At 73.2% G+C, this 22,697-nt stretch carries 6 protein-coding genes; all 6 read right to left on the bottom strand.

The window, feature by feature from the left end; genetic code table 11:
• Positions 1-7: 7 nt before the first annotated feature.
• The 6 genes from ACFVU3_RS06065 to ACFVU3_RS06040 all read right to left on the bottom strand — a co-directional run bounded on the left by ACFVU3_RS06065 (position 8) and on the right by ACFVU3_RS06040 (position 22,679).
• Positions 8-1,504 carry a hypothetical protein gene (locus tag ACFVU3_RS06065; protein WP_390064071.1) on the bottom strand — a complete coding sequence of 499 codons (1,497 nt, stop codon included), beginning with the start codon at positions 1,502-1,504 and terminating at the stop codon, positions 8-10.
• A 79-nt stretch (positions 1,505-1,583) separates the two neighbouring features.
• Positions 1,584-2,018 carry a hypothetical protein gene (locus ACFVU3_RS06060; RefSeq protein ID WP_390064070.1) on the bottom strand — a complete coding sequence of 145 codons (435 nt, stop codon included), beginning with the start codon at positions 2,016-2,018 and terminating at the stop codon, positions 1,584-1,586.
• A gap of 107 nt (positions 2,019-2,125) precedes the next feature.
• Complete coding sequence (locus ACFVU3_RS06055; protein ID WP_390064069.1) at positions 2,126-19,294, bottom strand: hypothetical protein; 17,169 nt, start codon at positions 19,292-19,294, stop codon at positions 2,126-2,128.
• Between the two features lie 130 nt (positions 19,295-19,424).
• Positions 19,425-19,733 carry a hypothetical protein gene (locus ACFVU3_RS06050; protein WP_390064067.1) on the bottom strand — a complete coding sequence of 103 codons (309 nt, stop codon included), beginning with the start codon at positions 19,731-19,733 and terminating at the stop codon, positions 19,425-19,427.
• Entirely contained in the window at positions 19,726-20,283 is a 558-nt protein-coding gene (locus ACFVU3_RS06045) for a YbaB/EbfC family nucleoid-associated protein (protein WP_390064066.1), read from the bottom strand. Before ACFVU3_RS06045 ends, ACFVU3_RS06050 begins: the two co-directional genes overlap by 8 nt.
• Positions 20,284-20,339: 56 nt before the next feature.
• Positions 20,340-22,679, bottom strand: coding sequence for a hypothetical protein (locus ACFVU3_RS06040; protein WP_390064064.1), 2,340 nt, complete (start codon positions 22,677-22,679; stop codon positions 20,340-20,342).
• Positions 22,680-22,697 lie beyond the last annotated feature (18 nt).

The following is a 22,697-nucleotide window of genomic DNA, read 5'->3' as shown; positions in this document are numbered from 1 at the left end:
ATCCCTTTCAGGCGGAGGTGCACTGGACACGGGCGGCGTCGCCCGCGTGATGGGCGTAGGTCTTCTGCGAGCCGGACCAGTCCAGGCCCCGGTCGTGCAGCTTCACCGTCAGCACGCCGCCGGTGATGCGGACGCTGCCCGCGCTCACCCACTGGCCCCGCAGGGACGGCTGGTCGACGTTGAAGGACCGCAGGATCGGATCGCTGCCCGTGGTTCCCGCGTGCACCGTGTAGTACGCCGGTCTGCCGCCGACCGCCTTGATGTCGCCGTTGTTCGGGATGTGCACCGAGACCTGGCAGGTACCGGAGGTGACGGCGCCGGTGCGGAAGGTCCAGCGCAGCGCGTTCCCGGCGTCCGAGCCCGCCTTCCCGGACATCGGCAGCGAGAGGAAGCTGCCGTTGCAGCCGTCGCCCGCGTGGCCGCCGGAGCCGTACTTCTGCCAGCCCTCCTTGCCGTCCGTGTACCAGCCGCTGTACGTGAAACTCGCGCCGCTGCCCGCGCAGTCCGGCCCCGCCACGGCCGAGTACCGCTCCTTCGCCGGAGGGGGCGGGGGTGCCTGGGTGACCGGCTTCTGCGGGGCGGCGGTGGTCTCCCGGGGCGCGGCGGGGGCCGTGGTGGGCGCGGAACCGGCCCCGGCGGCGGAGGTCGGCGCCGGGCTCCGTCCCGCACCGGGTGCCCGGGAGGAGGCGGGCTCCTGGGAGGAGCCGGGTGCCCGGGACGAGGTGGGCGCCGGGCCCGCGCCGACCCCGGCGCCCACTCCGGCGCCGGCCCCGGCGACGCTCGTGGACAGGGGGGCCTTCCCGGCGACCGGGGACGTCCTTCCCGGGGCGCTCGTCGTCCCCGGTGCGAGGGGGCCGGGCAGCCCGGAGCCCTTCTCCGGCGCGTCGGCCCGCGGCACGAAGCCTCCCGGGCCACCGTCGGCCTGGCTGTACCCGGTGGGGCGCGGCGGCAGGGAACCGGGTCCCGAACCGCCGCCGCCGCCGATCTGCGAGAGCAGCAGCGGCACGCCCATCAGGACCAGGCCCGAGGTGGCCGCCGCCGCGATCACCGGCTTCGACAGCCGCCGGGCGGGCCGGGATCCGGCCCGCGCCGCCGTTCCGGCCGCTCCCGCGGCCTGCGCGGCGAGGCCGTCCGCGTCGGAGGCGGCCTGCGCGCCCTCCGCGGAGGCGCCCTCTGGAGCGTCCTCGGGGCCGGTCGTTCCTGTGCCGGCCTCGGCATCGCTCCCGGTCCCGCCGGCGGCGGGGACGGCCGGGGCGGCGCCGGTGGTCGCGGCCGGGGGCTCCGGCTCGGCATCGGCCTCCGAGACGGGTCCGGGAGCCACGGCTCCCGTGACCGGTCGGCTCCCGGCCCCTCCGTCCGGCTCCCCGCCCGGCTCCGTCTCCGGCTTCGGCCCGGGTTCGCCCTCCGGCTCCTCGTCCGCCTGCTGCCAGGCGACCGCGGGCAGGCTGATGGATGCCGCGTCCCGCCCGGCGTCTCTTCCGGCCCGCACCTCGTTGTCGTCCACCGTCATTCCCCTCGGTCGTCGCGAACCCTCCGCGCACGTACGAACGGACCGGCGCCGCCCCGCGGTTCACCATCCCCGGTCAGCCCAGCGGATGGACCTCGGTCCCCTCCGGCGCCGGGGTCAGGACGAAGGCGGCGGCGCGCTCGACGACGTCCTGCCCGAGGGGGCCGGGCGCCGTGTAGCCGGGGTCGCCCAGGTGCGCCAGCAGCTCCGGGTCGGGGGCGAGCGCGTAGTGCTCCAGGTAGTAGGTGACGGTGTCCGTCCACACCCACCGCCCGTCCGTACGGAAGGTGAGCGGCACCTCCGCGACCCGGGAGGCGTCGAGCACGTCGTCCATCAGGACCGGCGTCGCGAGCACGGGCGTCCCGGCCGCCAGCCGCTCCAGCAGCAGGGCGTGCAGCTCGGGGTCCTCGACCACCGGGTGGTCCGTGGCGAAGCCCGGACCCGTCACCGGGTCCGCGTGGTCGAAGACGGAGGCGAGCCGGAACTCCGGCCGGGGCTCGGGGTCGGTCATGGCGGGTTCCTGTCCTGGGGTTCGGGCGGGCCGGGGGCCCGGCGTTCCGTGCGCTCCCGGGGGAACGTACGGAACGCCGGCACCGGTTCAGATCCGCCGCGAACGGGTCAGGACGTCCAGTCCACGGTGGGCAGGCTGAAGGAAACGGTGGGGCGGCTCCGCTTCGGAGGCCCGGGCGTCCCCGTGGTCCTGGTGGTCTCCGTGGTCTCCTCCGCCTCCTTCGTCTCCTTCGTCGTCGTCTCCTTCGTCGTCGTCTCCGTCGTCTCCGTCGTCTCCTTCGTCTTCGGGGTCGGCTTCGCGCCGAAGTCGTCCTGGTGGTTCTTCAGCAGGGTGTCGACCGCGGTGTCGGACAGGAGGCCGATCAGGCCGCCGGGCACCTCGATCTCGACGGTGGTGTTCCGGCTGCCGGTGAGGACCCAGGTGACGTCGGCCCTGTAGTAGTGCTGGAGCCCCTTCTTCCTGTCCCGCTCGTCGACGGTCTCGCTCCGGCTGGTGCCGAGGTTGTTCCCGGACTCTCCGCCGATGCCGAGGAGCTGCGCGTTCAGGTTCACGGCGAGCTCGGAGGCACCCGGTTCCCCCGGTTCTCCGAGGCTCGTGGAGTGGAGGCGGACGTCGGGGGCGGCCGAGGCGGACCAGGCGGTCGTGCCCTTCTCCCGCTCGCGTTCCGCCTCCCGCTCCCGGGCGCCCGTCTCCACGTTCGTGTCGAGGGTCTCCGAGGCGATGTGCGTGGTGCGGTGGACGAGGAGCCGTACGGTGACCTTCCCGGTGCCCGCCACCGGGACCTCGTACCCCCCGCCGAGCAGCTGCCGGACGTGGGCGCGCAGGTTCCGCTCGGTGGTCAGCAGGTCGGTCCGCAGGCCCGCCAGGGTCGTCGGGGCGAGGTCCCCGCGGGTCAGCGCGTCGGTGTCCCCGGCCTCGACCCGGTGCGGCCGGGCGGCGGCGGTGGGCAGCCACTTCACGACCGCGTCGAGCTTCGGCAGGGACAGGGCCTGGATCTCGGAGGCCAGGGCCGTGCCGAGCCGTTCGACGCGCGGCGGGACGACCGAGGGGCCCTGCGGGCGGACCGAGACCTTCGGCTCGGCCCGCGCGGGGGGCGCCGGGGCGGTCTCCCCGGTCAGGTGGTCGGGGACCAGCAGCCGGACCGTCTTGCCGGGGATCGTCTCGTTCTGCTTCGGCGTGTGGCCGGACGGGAAGAACCGATCCCACTGCTCGCCCCACCGGTCGGCCAGCCAGCGTTCGGCCCGGCCGTCCGTGGCCCGGTCGACGAGCCGCGCGGGGGCCTTGAGCGCGGTTTCCGCCATCTGGGCCAGCTGGTGGGGTTCGGAGGCTTCGAAGATGTCCACCTGGTACCTGACCGGGTGCGTGAACTGCTGGACCGCACCGGTGAACTCCAGGGTGTGCTGGTCGCGTTCCGAGGAGGTCTCGGTCCGGGTCGAGCCGGTGGTCCCCTCCAGGCCGCCGCCGGCCCTGACCCCGGCCACCGGCTTGCCCGCCGCGTCGAGCCCCTTCACGGCGAGGGTCCCCTGCAGGCTCAGTCTGTTCGACGTCCCGGTGGCGGACGCGCCCGACGCCGTGGCGGTGTCGCCGGTGACGAGCGTGGCAGTGTCGCGGGAGCCGGTGTGGGCCGGGGCGCCGAGCTCGGCCTTGACCCGGATGCCGATCAGCCGGGTGCCACCGGTCCTCTGCCGCAGCGTGACGAGCTGGCGTACCGAGGTGGTGGTGAGCGCGGTGAAGTCGGCGCGCAGCGACTCCGCGGAGAAGACCGCGCTCAGGCCCCGGGACAGATCGGTGGGGATGCTGCCGTCGACGTCCGCCGGCATGTCCGGCAGGGCGCCGAGCAGCCTTCTGACGGTCGGCAGGACGTGCTCCGCGTCGAGCTTCTCCACGTGCGCGACGGCCTTCGCCAGGTCGGCGTCGAGGTACACGCGGTTCCCCGCGGTGGTGCCGGACCCGGAGGCGGACCCGGCCGCGGGGGAGGGCCCGGCGGGCACGTCGAGGGCCAGGGCGCGGGCCTCGGGTTCGGGCACGGACAGCTCCAGACCGCCGTTCACCTGCACGTACCGCGTCGTCGTGGTGTGGTCCGACGGGCCGGTCGTGAGGCGGTCCGCGGGCTTCCAGGTGTGGTGGGTGATCTCGTAGTGGGCGTCGGCGCGGTAGCGGTGGGTGGTGCCCTTGTGCGTCAGGGTCGAGGACAGGGTGTTCGCCGAGGCGTCCGTCCGCACCGCGGTGTGCGTACGGGTGTAGTCCAGGGTCGCGCTTCCGGCGACCGAGACGCCCCGGTCGGTGAGACCGGCGAAGCCGCCGGCGCCGGCGCCGAAGCCGAAGTTGTACGAACGGGTGGTGGCTGTACTGGACTTGGTGCCGGTCTCCGCCACGTATCCCAGGCTGGTCCCGGCGCCGGTCCCCTCGTGCTGGAGCCGGCCCGCGCGCAGCCGGATCACGAGGGCCTGCGAGCGGCCGGACGAGGTCCGCGGCAGCGGGAACACCGCGCCGTCCGCCCCGATGAGCTGCTCGAACCGGGACTGGAGGAAGGTCGGGGTGAAGACCTTCTCGATCTCCTGGGTGAGACCCCGGCGCAGGGCGCCGACGGCGTCCTCGGAGTGCCGCGCGAACGCGTCGTCCAGGCCCTGGGGCGGGTTCTCTCCGCTGTCCCCGGCGACCGTCCGGGCCGTGACGAGGGCGAGGTGGGAGGTGCCGAGGAATTCGGGGTGGATGGTTCCGGTGCCCTGGCGGAGGGCCGGCATGACCCGCCGCTCGGTGTGGTTCTCCCACGCGGTGTCGTCCGCGACGTGGTCCCGCACGGTGCCGACGGCGGGGGAGACGGGCGCGCCGGGGGCCGCCAGGTGGTCGTCACCGACACGGACCTTCGCGGACACGCCGGGGCCCTCGACGGTCAACGCGGTCCCGGAGACCAGCTCGCCCCCGCTGGCGTGGACCGTGGCGGTCAGGTGGTGGACGACCTCGTAGGAGAAGACGGTGTGGCCGCCGCTGGTCTCCTGCTCGCGGGAGGTCTTGACGGTGGCGGCCACCGACTCCTTGGTGTTCGAGAACGTGACGCCGCCGCCGATCCGGGCGGAGGGCATCTCGATCCGGTGGTCCTTCTGGGGCTCGAACCGCGGCGTGAAGCCGAGGGAGAGCGAGCCGCCGCTCTGGTCGCCGACGCCGACGGCCTGGTTCGTGCTGTGGGTCACCGCGCGGGTCGTCGACAGGCCGTCCTCGGTGGACCTGCCCCACAGGTCGAGGAGTTCGCTGCGCAGGTGCAGCCGGATCTCCCGGCCGCCGACGTGCAGGACGAGGGGGACGCCCGAGCCGAGGAGGTCGGCGAAGTGGGCCCGCAGGGCGGGCGTGCCGAAGGACGCCTCCAGCTCCCGGTGGAACTGCGCGTACCGCTCCTCGTCCAGCCCGTTCTTCAGGCCGTTCCGCTCCAGATGGCTGTCGAGCCAGTTCCGCGCGGCCTTCAGCACCTGCTCGCCGCCGGGAAGTTCGGAGGCCACACCGGAGCCCAGGCCGGTGCGCGAGGCGAGGGCGGCCGGCTCCCTCGGGTCCTTGGCGAAGTCCCGCCGGCGGACGGGTCCGGTGACGGTGCCGTCCGCCGCCACCTCGACCGCGTAGCCGCTGGGTCGCCGGTCCTCGACGGCCCGGGGGGTCCCGCCGTCCTGGAGGACGGTCAGGCCGGGGTCGTCCCGGAGGCTGTGGGCGAGGGCGTCGGCGTGCGGATACCCCGGGTCGACCCGTACGGCCACCGGCTGGTCGAGGGAGCCGAGGCGGCGCAGGTCGACGACGACGTCCTGGACGTCACGGGGCTCTGGCGCCGTCGTCTCCGCCGTCGTCCGGTCGGGGCCGGGGGCGTGCTCGATCGGGTGGTGCACGGTGCCGAGCACGGTCAGTGTCCCGTCCGGGCCGGGCCGGACGGGCAGCCGCGGGACGCCGGCGAGGCCGGGCGGGACGAGGACCGACGGGCCGTCCGGGGTGGACCGCACGTCGAAGGCGAGCTGAGGGTGGCCGGCGTGGAGCTCGGCGAGCCGGGCCGCGTGGTCCGCCGTCTCCAGGGTGCCGAACGCCTCGGCGAAGGTGGAGGGACGCAGCCGCTGCACGCCCGTGATCCGCCCGAGGGCGTCCACCTGGTAGCGGAGGGCCGGGGCGGAGGCGCCCGGAGGGACCGGCGTGTACAGCTGGTCCAGGGCGACCGGCGTCACCCGCGGGTTGCCGTCCAGGCCCGCCCACGCGGCACCGGCCGGGAGCCGGCCGCCGGGGGCCGCGATCTCGATCGGGTGCCGCTCGGACGCCTTCAGCAGCCCCGCCGGGCCGGTCACCGGCCTCTTCGGGAACGGCGGCGCCGTCGTGCGGTCGAGGAGGGCGGACGGCTCCTTGCGGGCCGGCCGCAGCGCGGCGAGCACGGCCGCCCCCGCCGTCTGGAGGCGCGAGGGGTGGTGGGCCACCTCGGAGGTGTCCCGGACCGGCTGCTCCTTCGCCGGGGTCCGTTCCGCCTCCGGGCCGAGCAGCAGGTCCTCGAAGTCGGCGGACCGGGAGGCGGGGACGCCCACGGCCAGTTCCACCGTCGAGGTGAAGGTCAGCGGCGGACGCCTGGACGTCGAGAGGAACTCCACGTGGAATCGGGCCGTGGCGTGGTACTCGGCCTGGATCTCCTCCTTGTGCTTGATCTTCACCTTGCCCTTGTCGGAGCCGCCGACGTCGAAGTTGTGCGTGCGGGACGCGCTGAAGCCCAGCTCCCCGTTCGGGGCGAAGGAGAACGCCGAGGTGCTCAGCGGCACGGTCGCGCCGAACGCGATGCCCGACCTGTCGGCGTGCTTGTTGCTCGACTTCACGCCGAACGTGGCGGAGAAGTCCTCCCGCACCCGCAGCGCGCTCCCGGTGGTGCCCTTGGGCCGCAGGCCGGTCAGCGCGGCGCCGACGACGAAGTGGCCGCCGAGCGACTTCCGCAGCCCTCCGCCGCTGAACGCCCGGGAGGTCAGACTCCCGGTGCTCCACCACTGGTTGCCGTCCTTGAGGGACTTCTCGTTGAAGAAGTCGTCGGCGACGTCGGAGACGAACCGGGAGACGGCGTCCGGGGCGAACCCGGCCTTGTGCAGGGTGGCGGCGAGGTCGACCAGGAGCGGTCCCGGCGCGATCGCGTTGACCGTGGACAGCACGGTCTTGAGCGCCTCGGGCCGGACGACGTGCCAGTCGTCCTCCGGCGCGTCGGGGGTGACGTCCGCCGGGAAGGCGAACCTCAGCTGCACGGGGAGCGACGCCTCCGCCGTGGAGGCGTCGCCGTTCCTCCCGATGACGTGCACCCGGAGGGCCACGCCACCGGTGAACTCGTTCATCGCCTTGAGCACGGTCCGTCCTGCGGCCTGGGTCTCCGCCGTGGCGGTGCGGGCCGAGCCGTACGAGCCGCCGGCCTGGACCTTGACGGTCGGGGTCACACCGGTCGGGGCCCCCAGGCCCGCCAGCTTCGTCACGGCGTCCAGGCCGCCGGAGAACCCGAGGTTGCCGCCGGAGGACTGGACGTGACCGGCGACGGGCTGGTTGCGCGAGGCGTACGGGGCCGGCTGCCCCTCGGGCTGGACCGAGGAGTGGGTGAGACCGCTCGGCCCGGCGGTCACGATCACGGTCCTGTCGCCGAGGGGGAAGGCCGCGCCCTTGCGCAGGAACCCGTCCCAGTCGGCGGGCGTGTTCCCGCCGAGCAGCGGGGCCAGCTTCCGGGCGATCCGGTCGACCGTCTCCCTTCCGCCCAGCCTCTCCGCCAGGGGTGCCAGGGCCCTCTCCAGGTCCTTGCGCCGGGGGGCAGCCCCGGTCACGGTCATGACCTGCCCGTCGCCGAGCGCCTGCCGGGCGGTGTACCAGGGGGCCCTCGGGGACGGGGAGTCCTCCGAGGAGGAGGTGGTGGCGGTGACGGCGTCGTGAGGGCTTCCGGGGCTGACGCGGGAGGTGTCGTCGGCGCGGGAGCCGTCGGCGGCGGGGCGCGGGGTGGCAAGGAGTGCGGCGACGACGCGTTCGGCGAGGGCGCGGCGCCGGGCCTCGTCGCGGCGCCGGGCGTCGGTGCCGTGGTCGGTGGCGGCGCGGCGCCGGGCCTCCTCGCGGCGTAGGGCCGCGGCGCTGCTCTCGGGCCGGCCGTCGCCGGCGTCCGAGGCCGGGCCGAACGGCACGGCGCGGGAGGAGTCCCCGTCCGCGGGGCCGTCGTCGACGAGATAGCCCTCCGGCGCCGGAGTCGTCACCGGCACGTCGTCGGGGGAGAGCGCGTCGTCGGGCAGGACGCCGTCCGGCGGCATGTGGGCGCCGAGCAGGGTGGCCTCGACCGCGCCGTCCCCGTCCGCCGGCAGGGACAGCCGGACCCAGTGGTCGGGGACCAGCCGGGGCGTGCCGTCGGCACCCCAGGCGACCTTCCGGGCCACCACCGTGTGCCCGGTGCCCGAGGGGTCCGTACCGGTCACCGAGGGGACGAACCACAGCGTGGACCGGGGGGCGTACGCGGTGAGCGGCAGCTCGGGCCGGAGCCTCCTCAGCTCCCGCAGCGTGTCGGCGGCGTACGAGCGCTCCACGTCCCCGCCCAGCCCGCAGGCGGCGAACCGCAGCGGCTTCGCGGTGTCCCACGCCCCCTGGTCGGCGAGCCGGGACAGCACGGCGGCCAGCTCGCCGGGCGTGACCCGCTGCCCGCGCCAGACGGGCGCCCCGTCGTTCCCCGTGATGTGACTGGCGAGCGTGAAGAACCGGTCGTCCCGGGGGAAGCGTCCGACGGCACCGCGGATCCTGTCCGCCTCGGCGTCGCCGGCGTCGGGGTCGACGAGGTGGCGGGTGCCGTTGTCCTGGTGGGAGCGGGTGAGGGCCTCGACGAGCTCGCCGATCCGCTCGTCGGAGGCCCGGACGGTGGCGGGGGCGTCGTCGAGGGCGTCGGCGGAGGCGGAGGAGGGTGTGGCGGAGGAGGGTGTGGCGGTCGGGGCGGAGGTCCGGTCGTTCCCGAACTCGATGAACAGGTCGTCCGCGCCCTCCTCGTCCAGCAGGTTGGTGACCTTCTTCACCTTCTTCTGGGCGGGTGCCTCGGAGTCGTCCCCCTTCGCGTTCTTCTCGTCGCCCAGGTACTTCGCCTCCTGGCGCATCCGCTCCCCGCCGACGCGCTGGTAGTGCTCCCTGAAGCTCTCCTCGCTCTCGAACATCTTCGCGAGCTCGTGGTACATGCCCTCGTAGTCCTTGTGGGGGGAGAGGCCCTCCGGATCGTCGAACATGGTCGCGATCCCGTAGTGCCGCTCCAGGTCGGCGAAGACGAACCGCAGCGAGGACCTCCCCCGCACCGGGGACGTCTCGGCCGTCCTGGGGCCGGTGCCGTAGGGATTGTCCGGGTTCAGCACCAGCTTCTTCTTCTCCGGCACGGGGGCGAAGAGCTCGGTGAAGGTCTTCTGGCCGGACTTCACCGCGTCGAGCTCGCGGGACGCGATCCTGAAGGAGGGCGCGGGGGGCAGCTGCGGCAGGGGATCGAGCCCCTGCTTCTCGCGCTCCGCGTTCTCCTCGGCCCGCCGCCGGGTGGTCCTGGCGTTCTCCTCGGCCCGCGCTCGCTCCTCCGGGGTGGTCCGCGGCTCCTTGTAGCCGACGTACGTGCTGTAGGTCGTGTAGGAGGAGAAGTCCGCCTGGTAGTACTGGTGGAACTCGTGGAACAGCCGGCGGATGTCCTCGGTGTCCTCCGTGGTCAGCTCGGCCAGGCGGCGCACGTCGCCGTCGGACGTCACCAGATCGCGCCCGCGCAGCCTCATGGCCGACTCCACGATCCAGTGGAAGGTCACGTCGCGGTTGAGCCTGCCGCTTTCGGCCCTGGCGTCGTCGTCGGAGCCCTTCGGCCGGAGGAAGTGGTGCTTGTCCCGGTAGTAGAAGCCGAAGGGGTCGGAGTCGACCATCATGACGGCCGCCCGGTACGCGAACCGGGCGGACGGGTCCTTGTCGACGTCGCCCCACAGGTAGCGGTACCGGTTCATGACCTCGACGGCCCCCCGGTGCTCGGCCTCGTGGTCGTGGAGCTCCGCCTTCCTGGCCTTGGACTTCCCGTCGCCCCCGTACATCAGCTTCGAGTTGGCCTTCTCGATGTCGTGGAAGAGGATCGCCTTGACGACCGCGTCCACGGGCACCAGCCGCTCCGCGCTGTCCCGGTCGCGGTGGGCGAGCTTGAGGTACTGGCCCAGGACCATCTGCGCGTGCTGGAAGAAGGTGTATCCCTCGCTCGTCGCGCAGATCTCCTTGTAGAGGAGGGCGAGTTCGGGGTAGTCCCGGATCAGGCGGTCGATCACCCGGTGCGGGGACGTGCCCTCCCGCCACAGCCCGGTGAGCTCCTCGCCCACCTGGCGCTGGAGGTGGGCCTCCTCCGGCTGTCGCCGCCGCATGTCGTCGAAGTCGTGGACGAAGGGCGAGTCGGTGATGTTGAGGTCGTTCTTGACCTCCTGGCTCTGGAGGGAGAGGACGAGTCCGATCTCGGCGTGGGAGGCCCAGGGCAGGACCGTGTTCTTCATGAACGTCTCCACGGCGGCACGGGCGTCGAGGTCGGCGGGGGACTTCAGGTCCGGGTCGGGCGTGCCGAGGAAGTCCAGCGGGACCGGCTTGTTCTGCGGGTCCGTCAGGTACTGCTTGTGCTCGTCCAGGAACTTTTTGAGATCGGCGAGCCGCTTGCCGAAGGCCAGGTTGGGCCGGTTCCCGTAGGGCTCCGGAGGCATGTCGGGCTCCAGGAGGTACCCCACCCTGCGCTCGGCCGGCCGCTGCCGGGACTGCTTCCACGTCTCGTGGAACTGCCGCAGCTGGCCGGAGATCCCCCGGAGGACGTCGGGGGAGTTGACGTGCCCCGCGTTCTGGACCCACGGGTTGTACCGGTCCTTCAGCTGCGGCGCGTCGACGGACGGGATGCCGAGGCGGTCGCGCAGCACGTCGACGTGGACCGCGTCGCCGTCCCGGTAGTGCCCCGTGTCCCCGTCGGGGGTCAGGCCGGGCTTCTCCCGGTTGCCGTAGTACGTGATCAGGGAGTGCGGCCGGATGCTCCTGCGCAGCAGGAGGAGGTTCTCGCCCCGCACGCCGAACTGGTTGCGCTCGCCGGACTGGTCGGTGTTGACGGGCCGTCCGGCGAGGGGGCGGTCGACGGTGGGCTCGGGGTCCTCGTCGGCGCCGTGGGACCTGTCGGTCTCCGTGTGCTCCGGAATCGGGACGGGAGCCGAGCCGGGCGCCCGGCGGTTCCACCGGGCCTGGTAGATCTTCTCGACCTCGCTCTCCGGGTTCTCCTCGGGGTCGCGCAGCCCCTCGGGCGTGAGGGAGGCGCTGCCCCGGTAGGGGTGCCCGAGCGAACCGGCGTCGTGCTCCGGAACCGAGGCCGACGTGATCCGCTGGTAGACGTGCAGGGGGACGAGGAAGGAACGGATGAGCGGCTGCTTGTCCGGGAACTGTGCCTGGTACTTCATGGCCCAGCCGATGGCCCGCGCGGGGGTGCCCATGCCGACCCACAGGGTTCCGCCCGGCTTGTCCCCCGTGGCCACGACGACCTCGCCGGTGTCCTTGTGCTGCTGGACGTCCTTGTGCTCGGCGGTGAACTCGTGGGGCTTCTCGTGGGCCGTCACCGTGTCCCGGCTGACCACCGCGGTGTAGAAGCGGACGTAGGGCTCGCCGTCCTCCATCTCCACGTCCACCTCACCGCGGTGGATGTAGTACGCCTGCTGGAACTCGTAGTGGCCCGAGGTCTGGGGCGCGTCGTCCGGGTTCGCGTCCGGGTTCGCGTCCGGGTTCGGCCGCGCGCTCGCGCTCGCGCTCGATTCGGCTTCCGTCCCGGGCTTCCGCTTCTCCTCGGCCGTCGTCCGGGGGTCCTTCTCCCTGCCCTTCTTCCTGCCCTTGCCTTCGCCCTTGCCCTCGCCGTCCTTCGGCCTCAGGTCCTCCTTGACGTACTTCAGGGTGGAGTCGAAGGGCCGGTTCGGGCCCGGGTAGCCGACACCGGGCAGGCCGAGGACCGGCTCGCCCCGCTCCGGACCCTCGGGCGGCCACACGGTGTCCGGGCCGACCTCCAGCAGGGTCACCAGGGAGCGGCCGGAGTCCGTCCGTTCGAAGGAGGCCACGTGGACGAGCGTGCCGGGGGTGAAGAGCGACATGTTTCCCGTCAGGTGGCGCTGGCCGCCCCCCTGCGCCGTCTGCACCTGGATGACCAGGTTGTGGTTGTCCGGGAGGTCGGACGAGGACTTCCAGAAGATCCGCGGACCGGTCAGCTCGTCGAGGGAGACCGCCGTGCGCTCGGCCACGGGACGGTCCGCCATCCGCCGGAACAGGTCCACCGCCTGGGCGGTCGTCTCCACGGACAGCGTGAGCCGGGGACGGTACGCGCTCTCGTACGTGACCTCCGCGGTGGCGGTGGCCCGGCGGCGCCGGGCCGTCCGGGACACGTCGCCCGACGTGTCGAGCCCCCTGATTCCGGTGAGGCCCCGGGAGAGGAGGGTGAAGCTCGCCAGGCCGGGCGCCGTCTCCGCCTGGGCCCTGCTGATCGCCTTCTCCTGCCTCAGGCCCTGCGCCAGGCGGTGGATCTCCTCCTTCAGCAGGAGGGAGACGGCCTGGGCGCGCTGCCAGCCGGTCTTCTCCGCGGCTCCCGGCCGCAGGTTGTTGCCCGCCGCGACGATCTCGATGCGCAGCTCGCCCAGGGAGGGGTCCCCGGCGCGGCGGACCAGCTCGGGGAAGAGCTCCGCCGCGAGGTTCCGGAGCTCCGTCTCGTCCTGCGGGCCGAGGGTCTTCTCCCCCTTGCCGAACGAGACGGTCCGCCTCTTGAGGTCGGGCAGGCCGTCCACCAGCATGCTGACCGCGACGGCCTCGTCGTCCCCGTCCGTGTCCCCGTTCCCGACACCGGCCTCGCCCCCGTCCTCGTCGTCGGTGTCGCCGCCGAACCGCACCGCGCCCTCGTACTCCGGGCCGGTCTCGTCGCCGTCCGTGAGGCGCTCCGCGTCGGCGGGGGCCCCGTCGTCGCCGGCGGGTGTGGTCTCGGCGGTGTGGTCGGGGGCGCCGGTGTCGGTGTAGCGGTGCCAGTCGGCGCCGCCGAGGACGGTCATCCGGCCGTCGGCGGTCACGCCCACGTGGCGGGCGGTGAACACCCGGTCGCCGCCGGGCACGTACCAGACCGGCGCGTCGGCGGCGAGCGCGGTGAGCGGGCTGTCCTCGCCGTTCTCGGCGCGGTGCTTCCACAGGCCGCTCATCACCGTCCGCACGGTGGACCCGTGGACGGGGGAGGCCAGGCCGCAGCCGGTGAAGCGGATCTCGGTGACGCCGTCGAGCCGGCCCTCGTCGTGGGCGTCGGTGAGCGCCTTGAGGAGGACGGCCGGGTCGTGCGGGGCGTCCGGGTCGGTGTGGGTGCCGACGACGAAGACGCCGGGGCGCGCGGGGAGCGCCCGCAGGGCGGCGGCCTGGGCGGGGGAGAGGGCGCCGACGGCGATCCCGGCCGGGATGTCCCGTACGGGGGAGGGCGACGGCACGGTCCAGGAACCCGGACCCTCGTTGTCGTGGAGGACGGAACCGGACTCCGTGGCGTCCTCGACGGCCTCCAGGTAGCGGCGGGGCAGGGTTCCGTCCGGCAGGACGGACGTCGCCATGACCCCGGACGCGTCGGCCCGGTCGGGCGTGTGCCGGAACAGCGTCTCCGCGTCGTGGTAGCGGTCCGGCAGCCCCGCGTAGTGCAGCAGCTCGTGCAGCAGCATGGCGTCGTCGCGGCCGCGCGCGTCCGGATCGGAGCCGTCGGCGTGCAGCCGCAGGTTCAGCTGATCGGACCGGGTGCCGGGTCCGCCGTCCCGGGTCACCCGCACCAGGTCCGCGCCGCCGGGGGCCGGGACCAGGTCCACCTCCATGTGGAGCTGGTCGCCGGTGCGCGGCAGCCGGAAGCCCAGGTTGACGTGGCTGTCCAGCAGCCCCTGCATCCGGTCGCGCAGCGAGGCCGCGTCGGCCGCGGAGAAGGAGTCGCCGACGGCCACCGGCAGCGTCACCCGCACCAGCCGGACGGGCCCGCCCGGCGCGCCGTCCCCGTCCTCGGGCACGACGAACCGCTCGACGTCCGCGCGGATCAGCGTCCGCCGGCCCGCGAGGGTCCCGTCCTCGTTCCGCCGGTCCGCCGTGCCCGGGAAGGGGCCGGTGGCGTCCGGGTCCGCCGCCGGGTCGAAGCGCTCGGTACGGACCCGGGCGGGCGGCGGCACGTCCTCCCGGCCCGGCGCCCACCGCCACGACGCCCACCGGTCGGCCGTGACCGGTCGTGCGGCCGGGGAGACCTCCTCGGGCCGCACCCGCCCCGGCAGGGTGTGGGGGGAGTTCTCGGGGACGTTCGCGGCCGTGTCACCGTCGTCGTCGCCCTGACGGGGCCGCTTGGGGTCCTGCATGAGGACGTCGCCGTCCTCGTCCCTGTCGTCGGGGTTCCCCCTCTTCCTGCCGGAGGAACCGGAGGAAGAGGGCTGGGACACGGACTCGTCGAGGTCCATGTCCGCCGAGGCGCTGCCGGCGGGCCCGCTCTCCTCGTCCCGCGCCGCGTACGTCCGCCGCAGTTCCTCCATGGTCCGTTCGGCGATCTCGTCGGGGAACCTTCCTTCGTGCGCGACGTACGCGCGCAGCTCCGCCTCGGGCACGAGGTTCATGGTGCGGTAGTAGTCCCGGCCGGGCTCCGAGGGAGGCGCCTCAAGGGCCGCGATGTCGTCCGGCAGCGGCCGGCCGGGGTGCTTCTCGCGGTAGTACGCGGCGAAGGCGGCGGAGCCCGCCATGACCTCCGGCAGGGAGTGGTGTCCCTGGTTGATGAAGGAGGCGACGATGGCGAGTCGCAGTGTCCTGTGGCTGATCCTCGGGAACCATCCGCGTTCGACCATCAGCTGGGCGTACCGGTGGAACATGAAGCCCGAACCCGACGTGCCGGCCGTGACCAGACGCTCCTGGGTCTGCTTCAGGTACAGCAGCTCCGTCTTCAGGAGGTAGCGGGCCCCGCCGGGGATCCACCGCACCTTCCTCTCCGCGTTCAGGGCGAGCGGCCGCTCCCGCGCGCTCAGGCGGGGCACGATGTCCGCTTCCCCGAAGCTCCTCAGCTCGGCGGACAGCTGCTTCCACCTGCGGTCGCGCTTCTCGAAGTCCCTCCGCGCCTCCTTCTTGCGCTCCTTCTCCTCGTCGGTCCCCTCCGGCATGGCGGAGACCTTTTCCCGCAGGGCGGGCACCTGGTCGGTGAGCTTGCGGTAGGCGACGAACTCGTGGTTGTCGTACCGGTACTTGCGCTCGTCCAGGATGGAGGACGGCGGGGCCGGGGCGTGACCGATCCTCTCGCCGAGGGCCTTCGAGGAGATGGCGTTGAAGTACAGGGCCATGCGTTCCCGCAGGTTTCCGTTCCTCGCGACCTGCTCCAGCTGCGCCCACCCGGTGCCCACGGCGCCGGGCGACTCGTTGCTCTGCGTGCCCAGCCGCTCGTGGATGCCCTCCATGCGGTGGAGCTTGTCCCAGAGGACGCCGGACAACTGCCCGGCGAGTTCCTGGACGTCCCGCCGCCGGGCCAGATAGGCGGCGAGGTTCCTCTCGTACTGGACCGAGGCTTCCGTGTACGCGATGCGGTCCATGTCGTCGAGCGAGGCGTCCTGGGCCGAGGCGAGCGGGTCGTCCTGGGCCGGCGGGCGGTCGTCGCCGTCGCCGTCACCGAACTTGACCGCGTCCGGGTGCTCCGCGTCGACCGCGGGCGTGCGGAAGAGGAAGGCGACCGCGTCGTCGGGGAGGGCGTCCGGGTCGGGGGTCGTCCGGACCGGGGTGTGCTCCGGGTCGCCGCTGTCGCCGTACACGTGCCAGGCGCCCCGGTCCACGACGGCGATCTTCCCGTCGGGGGTGAGGCCGATGTGCTGGGCGGTGAGGAGGTGGTGCGTGCGGTCGGGGTCGCCGCCGGTGGTGGGGACGTACCAGACGGGGGCGTCGGCGGCGCGGGCCGTGAGCGGGTCCGGCGTGGGCGCGGCACCCGACTGCGCGCGGTGCTTCCACAGGCCGCTCATCACGGTCCTGACCGTGCCCTCGTGCACGGGCGCGGCGAGGCTGCAGGCGGTGAAGTGGATCTCGGTGACGCCGTCGAGCCGGCCCTCGTCGTGGGCGTCGGCGAGCGCCTTGAGGACGGTGGCCTGGTCGTTCGGGGCGTCCGGGTCGGTGTGCATGCCGACGACGAAGACGCCGGGGCGCTTCGGGATCGACTGGAGGGCGGTGGTCTGGGCGGGGCTGAGGACGCCCAGGGCGATGCCGGAGGGGATGTCCCGGACGGGCGGGCCGGACGGGGGGTCGTCGTCGCGCCCGCCGTCGTCGCCGTGGGTGTCGCCGGCGTCGTTCCCGACGGTGTCGCCGCCCTCGACGGCGTTCCCGTTCCCGTCGTCTCCGTCGCCGGTCCCGCCGTCGCCGGCCTTGCCGTCGGCCCGGTCGCCGGAGGGCGTACGGGCGCTGTCGTCGTCGGCGCGGGTGTCCTCGCCGTCCGTGCGCGGGGCGTCGTCGACGGGGAGGTACAGGAGCTCGTCGTCGCCCGGAGTCTCCAGGTGCTCCCAGTCGTAGGGGGAGGGGGCCTCGGCCGTCGTCCGTGCCCGCGCCGGGGCGTCGGTGTCCTGGGGCACGGAGGCGCCGAACGCGTCGCCGCCGCTCAGGGTGACGGGCCGGCCGGCCGGCGAGGGGGCCGGGATCTCCGTGTCGTCGCCCAGCAGGGAGGAGAGGTCCGAGGAGACGGTGGCCCGGGGCGGCGCGGTGACGCCGGTGCCGCCGGCGTCCTCCTCCGTGGTCAGGACGGCGTCCGGCCCCCCGTCCGCGACCAGGTCGCCGTCCGACTCGGTGCGGAACAGCGGGTCCTTGGCGATCTCGTCGCCGAACGACGGCCCGAGGTCCAGGTCGAGGGGCGTGAAGGCGTCGCCGTCGCCGTCGTCGTCGGCCGTGGCGTCCGGCCGCTGGGGCAGGTCGGCGAAGAAGGGGGTGCCGGTGATGGGGTGGGAGAAGACCCACTTCACCATGTCCTTCATGTCCTGCCTGAAGCTGGTCTCCTCGGCCCCCGCAGTGGGGCGGGGGACCGGCCACGGGGCCGGGTTGCCCGTCATGTTCGACACGAACGAGGCGATGTTGATGGGGTGCAGCAGCCCGAAGTACTTGCTGTCGGTGGGGTTGTCGGCGTGCTGGTGGCTGAGGACCCAGTTCTGGTACTTCACCATGACCGGCTCGAACGCCCGGTGCAGACCGGCGCTCAGCGCGCCCATGGCCACGCCGGAGGCGAAGGGGCCGCCGCTGACCTTGAACGTGCCGTCCCCGAAGATCAGGTTGTAGAAGCCCTCGCTCAGCATCTCGTTCGTGCCCTCGTTGAGGAGGGAGGCGACGGCACCGCCGAGCTGGTACATCGGACTGCCCTGGAGCGGGTTCTCCTGCTTGAAGACGCGGGCGAGGACGTTGCTGTGCTCGGACCGGGCGAACAGGGTCGGCATCGAGTCGGCGAGGTTCTTGAGCGGCGCCAGGTTGCCCAGGTCGCCCATGGCCTCGGTGAGGAGTTCGGGCAGGTCGGCGTGGTCGGCCCCGGCCCGCCCCCACTTCTGGGTCAGCATCTTGCCGAAGTCCTGGCCCGCCTGCTCGGCGCCCTCGTGCGCGAGATGCTTCTTGAACACCTCCCCCATCTTGTCGGCGAACGAGTCCGCGATGCTGCCGGCGCCGTGCCGCATGAACCCGGTCTCCAGGTTGCGGGTGACCCCGCCGAAGAGCTCGCCGATGTCCTTGGCGAAGGCCGAGCGGGCCTCCGGGGTGGACAGCAGGTCGTCCAGCGGGTTCTCCACGTCGCCCGCGGCGCGGCCGACGGGCCCCGGCGCGTCCGCGGTCCTGGAGCCCGCTCCGGCCGCCGGCACGTCCCCGGAGCCCGTCCTGCCCGCGCCGGCACCCGCCCCGGCCGTGTCGCCGCCCTCCGTCCTGGGGGCGTTCGGGACCTCGGGCTTCTCCGCGCCGGGCACCTCGCCCTTGCCCGTGGTCGGTACCTCGCCCTTGCCCGTGGTCGGTACGTCTCCCTTGCCCGCGCCCGGCACTTCCCCCTTGCCCGCCGTCGGCACCTCGCCCTTGCCCGTCGTCGGCACGTCCGCCTTCGGCGGGGTGGCCGGGACGTCGCCCTTGCCGGTGACCGGGGCGGTGCCCTTGCCGGCGGCCGGAGCGCCCGGCTTCCCCGCCGCGGGGGCGCTCGGCCCGTCCTTGGCCCCGGCGCCGGCCGGCGTCTCCGGCTTCGGCCGGCCGGTGGCGGGCGGGGGCACGAGGCCGTCGCCGACGGTCTTCGGCGGGACCGGCGGGGCCACGTCGCTCTTGGGCGGAACAGGCGGGGCCACGTCGCTCTTGGGCGGGACCGGCGGCGGGGCCGTCTCGGTCCTCTTCGGCGGGACCGGCGGCGGGGTCACGTCCGCCGGCGGCGTGTTGGGCGGGGACGGCGGCAGGTCCTCCTTCGCCTTCGGGCCCTCCGGACCACCCGGCTTGCCCGCCCCGCCCGGCGGCACGTCGGGCTTCGGGTTCGGCGTGACGTCGTCCAGCTTGTCGTCGATCTTGTTGAGGACGTCGTCGACGCGCTTGCTGATGATCGAGGCCGGCGGCTTGCCGCCGAGGAGCCGGCCGAGGATCTTGCCGCCGTAGTGGGACAGGATCTCCAGCGGACCGGCGACCACGCCGCTCAGCGCGCCCTGCTTGACGGAGTCGAGCAGCGACTCCGTGTTCCAGCTCGACGTGTGGCCCGAGGTGAGCTGGTAGAGCTGGATCACGGTGTCCTGGAAGACGCCGCCCATGATGCCGATGAAGGTCTGGCTGAGGATCGTCTGGAGCAGCCAGCGGAAGAGCTGGTGGAGGCCCTCGCGGGTGGCCGCGAACAGCGCCGACACGGGACCCCACACCGCGCCGAAGGTGAAGGCGGAGAAGAGGGTGGCGAACAGGATCTCGGCCAGGAGCTGCACGAGCTGGAGGATCGCCATGATCTTCGAGTACTCGACCTGGTTGGCGACCTTCAGCGCCACCTCGGACAGCCGGCGGGACAGCTCCGCCGTCTGCTCCAGCTGGTTCGCGCCCGCCGTCTGGCCCGTCAGGTCCCGCATCGAGACCAGGAACGACTCGGCGGCCTCGCCCTCGAAGTCGTTCTTGACGATCGGGATGAGCTCGATGACGTACCCGGAGAGCGTCTCCAGGTCGTCCGCGATGGTGTTGTAGTGCTCGGCCACCCGCCGCATGAGGTCCTCGTCGGCCTCGGGCCACTCCATGCCCGACACGAAGGCGAGGAAGTCGGCGATCCCCTCGGGCGGGTTGATGGCCATGGGCGGCGGTCCTCTGATCGGCGGGCGGCTGTGCCCGGGAGAACGGCGACGGCCGCCCGCGCGGTTCAGCACGGCGCGCGCCCGCCGCCTCCGGCCGGGGACGACGGGCGCGCCTCCACCGGGACCCGGCTCAGAAGCCGTCCACGTGGGAGCCGGCCTCCTCGTCCGACTTCGCCATCGTGTCGGTCGTCTCCTTGCCCGCGTCCGTCACCGCGCCCAGCCGCTTGGTGACGTACGCGAGGGTCTCGGTCAGGTTCTCGGTCGGCTTGTCCACCTGCTTGTGGTACGTCTTCCCGATCTCGTCCTGGCCCGCCGACTCCTTGTTGATCCGGTTGATCTCCAGGATCGTCCGGCTCAGGTCGGAGAGGCAGCGCTGGTACTCCTCGTAGTGGGCGAACTTGCCCTTGAGGTCGCTCAGGACCTTCAGGTCCTCAGCCACTGAACTCCTCCTGCTTCCCGGTGGGGATGCGGTTCTCGGCCTCGGCCTCGAACTCGTCCTGCTTCGCCTTCTGTTCGGAGGCCCGGCGGGCGGCCTCCTCCTCGGCGGCGAACTCCTCCTGCCTGGTGGCCCTCAGCTCCTCCAGGGCCTCCTCCTGGCCGAAGGCCGGGGCCATCGCCCGCAGCGGCTTGAGGAGTTCGTCCATCTCGACCGGCGTTCCGGCGAGCCCCGTCACGCTGCGCAGGTGGCCGCTGAAGTCCTGGAAGCCCTTGATGCGCTCGATGACCTCGCTGCCCATGGTGGCCCGCGCCTCGTTGAGGACGGTGACGAGGGCGGCGGCCAGTTCGGCCGGAGCCATCGACTGGTACGCCTTGGTGTGGAAGGTCATCGAGACCACCTGGCCCTGGGGGCCGACCGTCACGGACACCATGCGGTCCTTGGAGGTGGCGGACGCGGTCGCCGCGTCCAGTTCGCGCTTGGCCTCCAGCATCCTGTCCCGCTGCTCGTGCAGGGCGGACATCGCGTCCTTGAGGATGCTCTCGAAGTCCATGGCCATGGGGCCGCCTTTCATGGGGGAAGGGGGATCGTTCGTCGCCGGCGGGCGGGTCAGCGGCCGATGACCCCGCTGACGGAGCCGGTGTCGGTGCCCCAGGTGTCCTCGTCCTCGGTGAGCCAGGTGGTGCGCTGCCGGTCCTTGCCCTGGTTGGGCTGGCCGCCGGCGCCGGCGGCGCCGGGGCTCATCGGCGGCATCATCGGGGACTGCGCGGTCTGCGGACCGCCCGCGCCCGTGCCGCCCCCGGCGCCCGTCCCCGTGCCCCCGCCCGTACCGGCACTGCTTCCGGAGCCGGTTCCCGTGCCGCCGGCGGAGGCGGTGGTCTGCGTCCCGCTCTGCTCGCCGAGCATCCGGGCGACCCGCTCGCCGGTGCCGCCGACGCCGCCGCCGACGACCGACGAGACGCTCTTCGTCCCGCTGCCGCCGATGCCGGAGCCGCCGGAACCGCCCGAACCGAGGCCGTTCAGGCCGAGCTTGCGGTCGCCGCCGCCGGTGCCGGTGTCGATCCGTTCGAAGACGTTCCTCCCGCCGCTGGTGGGGTTCTTCTGCTCCGGGCGGGTGGAGAGGGCGTATTCGGCGTTGGTGAGCAGCTGATGGCTGCGGCTGATCGGGTTGCCGTTGGCGTCGATGACGACGCCGTCCTTGAGGGTGGCGCCCTTCGGCAGCACGTAGGGGTTGCCGTTGGAGTCGAGCAGCGGCTTGCCCTTGGCGTCCACCACGCTGCCGTCCGGCAGGACCTTCGCGCCCTCGGGGAGCCGGATCCGGTCGTAGCCGGCGCCCGGCGTGCCGCCCGTCTGGCTGTCCTCGCGGGCCGCAGGCTGCGGCGTCCCCGTCCTGCCGCCGGGAGGCGCGACGATCTGCTTGCCGTTCGACCCGAGGACCGGGTTGCCCTTCGCGTCGTAGACCTTGCCGTCCTTGCCGATGCGGGAGCCCGGCGGCAGCATGACGGGCTTGCCGTCCGCGCCGGTGACGGGCTTGCCGTTCTTGTCGAGCAGCGGGACGGTGTTGCCCGTGTTCGGCCCCGAGCCCGGCGTGCCGGTCGTGGAGTCGGGGACGGTGATCGGGGGGACCTTGGGGATGTCGGGGAGCCCGCCGGGGTTCTTGCCGTTCCCGCTCCCGTCCTTGCCGTTCCCGCCGCCCTCCTTGCCGGTGGTCACGTCGGGAACCTTGATGCTGCCCCCGCCCCCGCCGCCGATGCCGCCCCCGGAGCCGCCCGCGCCGTCGCCGTTCCCGCCCATCCCGTCGGGCAGGCCGGACCCGCCCCCGCTCCCGCCCCCGCCGGTGCCCCCGGGACCGCCCGCGCCGCCCGTGCCACCGGGAAGGGCGAAGTTCGGCTGGTGGAGCACCGGAGTGAGCGCGGCCGCGAGCTCCAGGTAGGCGTCGTCCAGGGGGTTGATGTGGGTCGTCGCGGTGGCGTCGAGGAAGCTGAGCGACTCCGTCCACTCGGTCTTCGCGTGCTGTTCGACCATCCTGACCCAGTCGGGGGAACTGACGTCCTTCCCGTCCTTGTCGTAGATGGCGTGGAATTCGGGAGTGGTGGACGTGGTCGTGCCGCCGCGCCCCGTACTGGTCGACGTGGTCGTCGTCCAGGAGGTGTGGAGCGTCGCGCCCTGCATGAGGGCGTAGAAGTTGGCGCGCAGCAGCTCCACACCGTTGTGGATCCGGTAGAAGTGCGTCGAACCGTCTGCCTTGACCAGGTGGCTCTGGAGCTTCTTCCACTCCTCGAACCCTCGGTACATGCCCCAGTAGGAATTGACGAGCTCGGTCTGGGACTTCTCCAGCAGGGTCACCAGATTCTTCGGCGTGGTGATGTCCAGCCAGACCTTGTACATCTCGCCGTAGATGACGTTGACGAACTTCTTGAACGAACCGGCGGCGCTGCCCCGCCACTCGCTTCCCTCGGACTCCAGGTCGTCGCCCCAGCCCTTGATGATCGGGTTCCACTTCTCCATCCACTTGACGACCCCGTCCACCTCGTTCTTCGCGTTCTCGAACGTGTAGGGGTTGACGACGTCCGTCCTCGCCGTCGACGGTCCGCTCACCAGAGGGTGGAGCCCCTTGTTCGGCTCGTTCAGGAACAGGTTGTACGGCGAGCTGCCGTCGTCGAAGTAGCCCGCCCAGTTGGCGCTGAAGCCCACCACGTACCGGGCTCTGTGACTGCCGTAGGTGGTGACGAACTCCCACCAGAAGTCGAAGACCGTCGAGTAGTCCTTGCTGAAGGCCGCGTTCTTCTCGATCCGGAAGGTGCCGAAGTCGGACCAGTCCTTGGAGCCCGGACCGGCCACCGCGGTCCGGGTCGTCAGGGTCCCGGTGCTGTCCAGGAAGATCTTGATGGCCTCTTCCCAGGTCCGCTTCCGCGCCGGCGGCTTCGGGACGATCGGCTGTTCGGTCACACCCGGTTCCTTTCTCCG

Source organism: Streptomyces sp. NPDC058052 (assembly GCF_042885515.1).
Taxonomy (GTDB): domain Bacteria; phylum Actinomycetota; class Actinomycetes; order Streptomycetales; family Streptomycetaceae; genus Streptomyces.
Note: the sequence above shows the minus strand (reverse complement) of the source record. Positions and strands in the feature narration are given on the sequence as shown.